This window comes from Sneathiella sp., assembly GCF_041689005.1.
In the GTDB taxonomy this organism is placed as follows: domain Bacteria; phylum Pseudomonadota; class Alphaproteobacteria; order Sneathiellales; family Sneathiellaceae; genus Sneathiella.
This window is the reverse complement of record NZ_JBDNHC010000101.1, coordinates 1-3852: the sequence shown is the minus strand read 5'-3', so window position 1 is coordinate 3852 and position 3852 is coordinate 1. Positions and strand designations below refer to the sequence as shown.

Sequence of the window (3852 nt, the reverse complement as noted above, 5' to 3'; positions counted from 1 at the left end):
TCGCGCGCCTTGTCCATTCGCGTAATCACCAACGCCACGCCGCCGTCCGATTCCTGACAACAATCGAGCAGATGCAACCACGGTTCGATGATCCATCGGCTGGCCTGATGATCTTCGAGTGTAATCGGTTTCTCGTAGAACCATGCATCGGGATTGGTCGCGGCATGTTTGCGCATCAACACGGCGATGCGACCCAAGTCTTCGGAAGTAACACCGAATTTATCGAGATATGGCCCGCAGGACAAAGCCTCCCAAGCCGCTGGTGTCTGGGCACCGAACGGAAAGCACCATTCCAGAAAGGTCGAGCTATGCGCATCCGGACTGATCGTCATCGCCGGTTGGCCGAAACGATATTGCGACCGTTCGTTCATCGCGCGCCAGATGACGAACACATCGCACATGCCGGACTCAACCGCATTTTTCGCGTGGACAATAGTCGCAACCGACGATGCCCCGCCCTGCGGCAGCCGTGTGGTATAATTGATTTCCTTGCAACCGAGCGAACGCATCACGTCGACTTCGTCGCTATGGTCGAGGCTGAACGTGGTCATCCCGTCGATATCTGACGGATCAATCCCGGCATCCTGACAGGCCAGCAATATGGCTTCCGCCGCCAGTTGTTGCTCCGATCGTCCGCTATTTTTCGAAAATTCGGTCTGGCCGATACCGACAATGGCCGCCTGTCTTGAACTATCCACCATCAGCTTGCCTCCGCCGCGCGGAATATTGGCACAGCCTTGCCGCCCGATGTCTGGGCGAAATCAACCATCACAGCCATCCCGATTATGATATCCTCAACCGCAACGTCCTCCAAATTGCTGACCAGCCGAATGCCTTCTTCGAGTTCAATCAATGCTGCAACCGGCGATTCGGGAAAGCCGAATGCAGCGGGCGTTACTTGCCGCACCCAGCTTAGCAACTTGCCTTTGCCGGATAGTTTCTGGGTGGTTTTCTCAATGGAATGACAAGTCGGACAAATCGGCCGCGGCGGATGCCATAAAACGTCACATTTTTCACATTTCTGCGCGAGGAATTCGCCGCGTTCACAGGCCTCCCAGAAGAATGCCGTATCTATGCGCTGGATCGGGTCTGGACGCATGTTCATATCCCCCACGGGCTTTTCATCGCCTCCTGTCCCTCCCGAGGCGGCTCGCATAGGATCGCAAAGTCCTTGGCCATCGCATCGATGTCGTCCTCGCTATAGCCGATTTCGGCCAGCAAGGAGGCGCTGTTATCACCAACGATCAACGGCGGTGTCTGTTTTAACGTCGGGGTGTCCGACAAAGAATAGGTTGCGCCAATCTGCTCCAGCTTGCCCACATAGGGGTGTTGATATTCCAGCGTCCAACCTCGTTGCTTCATCGACTCATCATCAAACAGGCCGAGCGAGGCCCTGGCATCGGATATCGCGGCAGGAACGCCGACCTCGCTCAGTCTTGCTAGCCATTTGGCGGCGGTGGCACTTGAGAAATCACCATCTTTGGCAACATCATCAAAAGCAGCCTTCTGTGCATCGTTAACCGCAGCAACCTGAATCCAGACGTCATCGGAACAGCGATAAAGCCGGTAATGATCGCTGTAGCCGGTCTGATCCTTGTCGAGCCGAGGACGATCCACCGCACTGCCGTCGGGCTTTGCCACCGCATAGCTTGTGTTCAGCAAGCCGGCGTTGACAATCGATGTATCGACAAATTGTCCCTTGCCGGTTTTTTCACGCTCCATCAGCGCGTTACAAATGGCCGAAGCGGAGAGGAAACCGTTGCCGGTGTCACCAAGCGACGTGAGCGACCAAAAGGGAAATCCTGCACCGGTATGCAGCGCTCCATCCTCGTGCTGGATGCCGGAGAGACAGGCACCGGTCTGATCATTGCCGGGCAAGTTCATCCGCGGCCCTTTTTCAAAGCCGCGGCTGTGGCAATAGATGAGCTGCGGGAATTCTTCCTTCAAACTGTTATAATCAAGCCCCAGTCGTTCGACCGCCGGGTAGCGCATATTATGCTGGATGACATCGCAGGTCGCGATTAGCTTCTTCAGCGCCTCCATACCCTTGGGATGCTTGAGCATTAGCGCAACCGAGCGTTTACCACGATTGGCCATATAGGCGATATGCGTGCGGTGCCAATAGCCGTCCCAGAGCGTGTTTATCTTGATCACTTCCGCACCCATATCGGCAAGCAACTGACAACCGAACGGACCGGCAATCGCGAGACCGAGATCAAGCACGCGAATACCCTTTAGAGGACCATCCCCGGTTGCCTTGGCGGGCAGCGAATGTTCCTGCGGCGCGGGAAGAGTTGCGGCATTGGCCTTTACCGCGTCAGTATCCGATCCGGTCGGCCGGGTCGGACCCTGTATGACGCCCGGGTTATTAGCCAGCGAGTAGGTCAGACCAACCTGATTAATCGGCCCCAGTTCGGGATCATCAACCGTGGTCACACAGCCATCATCAATCAGCAGCGGATCAGTTAGTGATTCTTCCAGCGAACGCGCTTCCTGCATCGTCACGCTGCCAACGGCGGCGGCTTTCACCCATTCATCCGCGTTAAATTTCTTGATCGCCTCAGCCAGGATCGGCTGATAATGCGCCATCACCAGTATTTCTTCGGGACCAATGCCAAAACGGTCGGGGTCATTTTGCACCGTCAGATCAGGCGACGAGTTCAGCTTATCGCCTTTGGAAGCCTCCAGTATGAAGCGCGGGTTTGGCACCCAGTTGTGAATCCACTTGCCGTCCTTGCATTGGAAATGCCCTTTGGGGCTGGCGCTACCCATGATCCAGGTGTTGTACCCTTCCGCATCCGGGTCATCGGCCCGTTGCCAAACACCGCTTGCACAGGCCAAAGCGCCCTGATGCAGCGATGTCGAGACCTTCTGTCCGCGTCCGGTCTTCTCCCGCGCAAATAGCGCCGCAGAAATACCGGTAATTGCCGAGAAAAACGCGCCGAGACTGGGCCATGGGGATGCCACAAACAGCGGCCCGTCGCGATTGGCACCCTGTACCCAGTCAGGATCGATATCGAGGGCACCGGCAAAGGGATCTTCCTTGCCCGCCATATGGTAGAGCGAACCTTCCGGCCAGCCACGCTGTTCATATTGCAGTCCGGTTTTCGCAGCGACCAGCGCATCATAGCCGGGCAGATCGCGATTTTCGCCTCCCTCGCCATAACCCGTGATCGAGCAATAAACGAGTTTCGGGTTTATCTTTGCCAATGCTTCATAATCGATACCAAGGCGATCAGTGACACCGGGAGAGAAGCTTTCGATGACGATATCGGCATCCGCCGCAAGTTTCAGGAACAGGGATTTGTCCGCATCTTCCTTCAGATTGAAAACCGCATTTTTCTTGCCACGGTGCCAGACCTTATATCCGAGCAGATTACCAAAAGGATCGCCTTCTGGTCGTTCGATGCGTGTGACGTCGGCGCCTTGGTCGGCAAGCAACATCCCGGTCATCGGCCCCGCGATGCCCCAGCTCAGGTCAAGAACTTTCAATCCATCCAATACGCCAGCCATCATCCATCCTTTTGTTGCCGTTGGATGTCCATCTTGCCATATTGAAATTGTGCAGCTAGGACTTTCCGAACGTTGTTCTGAAATACGTTATTCAGCCGATGAGTCAACCAGTATCGACGCAAAGTCAGGGAATTATCATGCCGAAAATAACCGTTTTTGATCTGGATGGAAAACAACATAGTCTTTCGGGAAATGCGGGTGATGTCCTTATGGAGCCACTCCGAGACGAAGGCCTGGTAGAAGCCAACTGCGGCGGCGCGGCGTCCTGCGGTACTTGTCATATCTATTTGCGCGATGATTGGTTCCAAAAATGTGGAGAACGCACCGAAGATGAAGGCT

At 55.3% G+C, this 3852-nt stretch carries 3 protein-coding genes and 1 pseudogene; 1 reads left to right on the top strand and 3 read right to left on the bottom strand.

Going from position 1 to position 3852, the window contains the following annotated elements:
- From ACESNI_RS12000 to ACESNI_RS11990, 3 genes and pseudogenes are all read right to left on the bottom strand, one after another.
- Positions 1-701: pseudogene (locus ACESNI_RS12000) on the bottom strand (lipid-transfer protein); the annotation flags it as partial.
- Entirely contained in the window at positions 701-1099 is a 399-nt protein-coding gene (locus tag ACESNI_RS11995) for a Zn-ribbon domain-containing OB-fold protein (protein ID WP_373087011.1), read from the bottom strand. The gene ACESNI_RS11995 and the pseudogene ACESNI_RS12000, both read right to left, overlap by 1 nt.
- 2 nt (positions 1100-1101) lie before the next feature.
- A complete protein-coding gene (locus tag ACESNI_RS11990; RefSeq protein ID WP_373087009.1) occupies positions 1102-3513 on the bottom strand; it encodes a CaiB/BaiF CoA transferase family protein in 2412 nt (803 codons plus the stop codon).
- 98 nt (positions 3514-3611) lie between these two features.
- Here ACESNI_RS11990 and ACESNI_RS11985 point away from each other — a divergent pair.
- Positions 3612-3852, top strand: a 241-nt coding sequence (locus tag ACESNI_RS11985; protein WP_373087006.1) for a 2Fe-2S iron-sulfur cluster-binding protein, incomplete at its 3' end; no start/stop codon positions are given.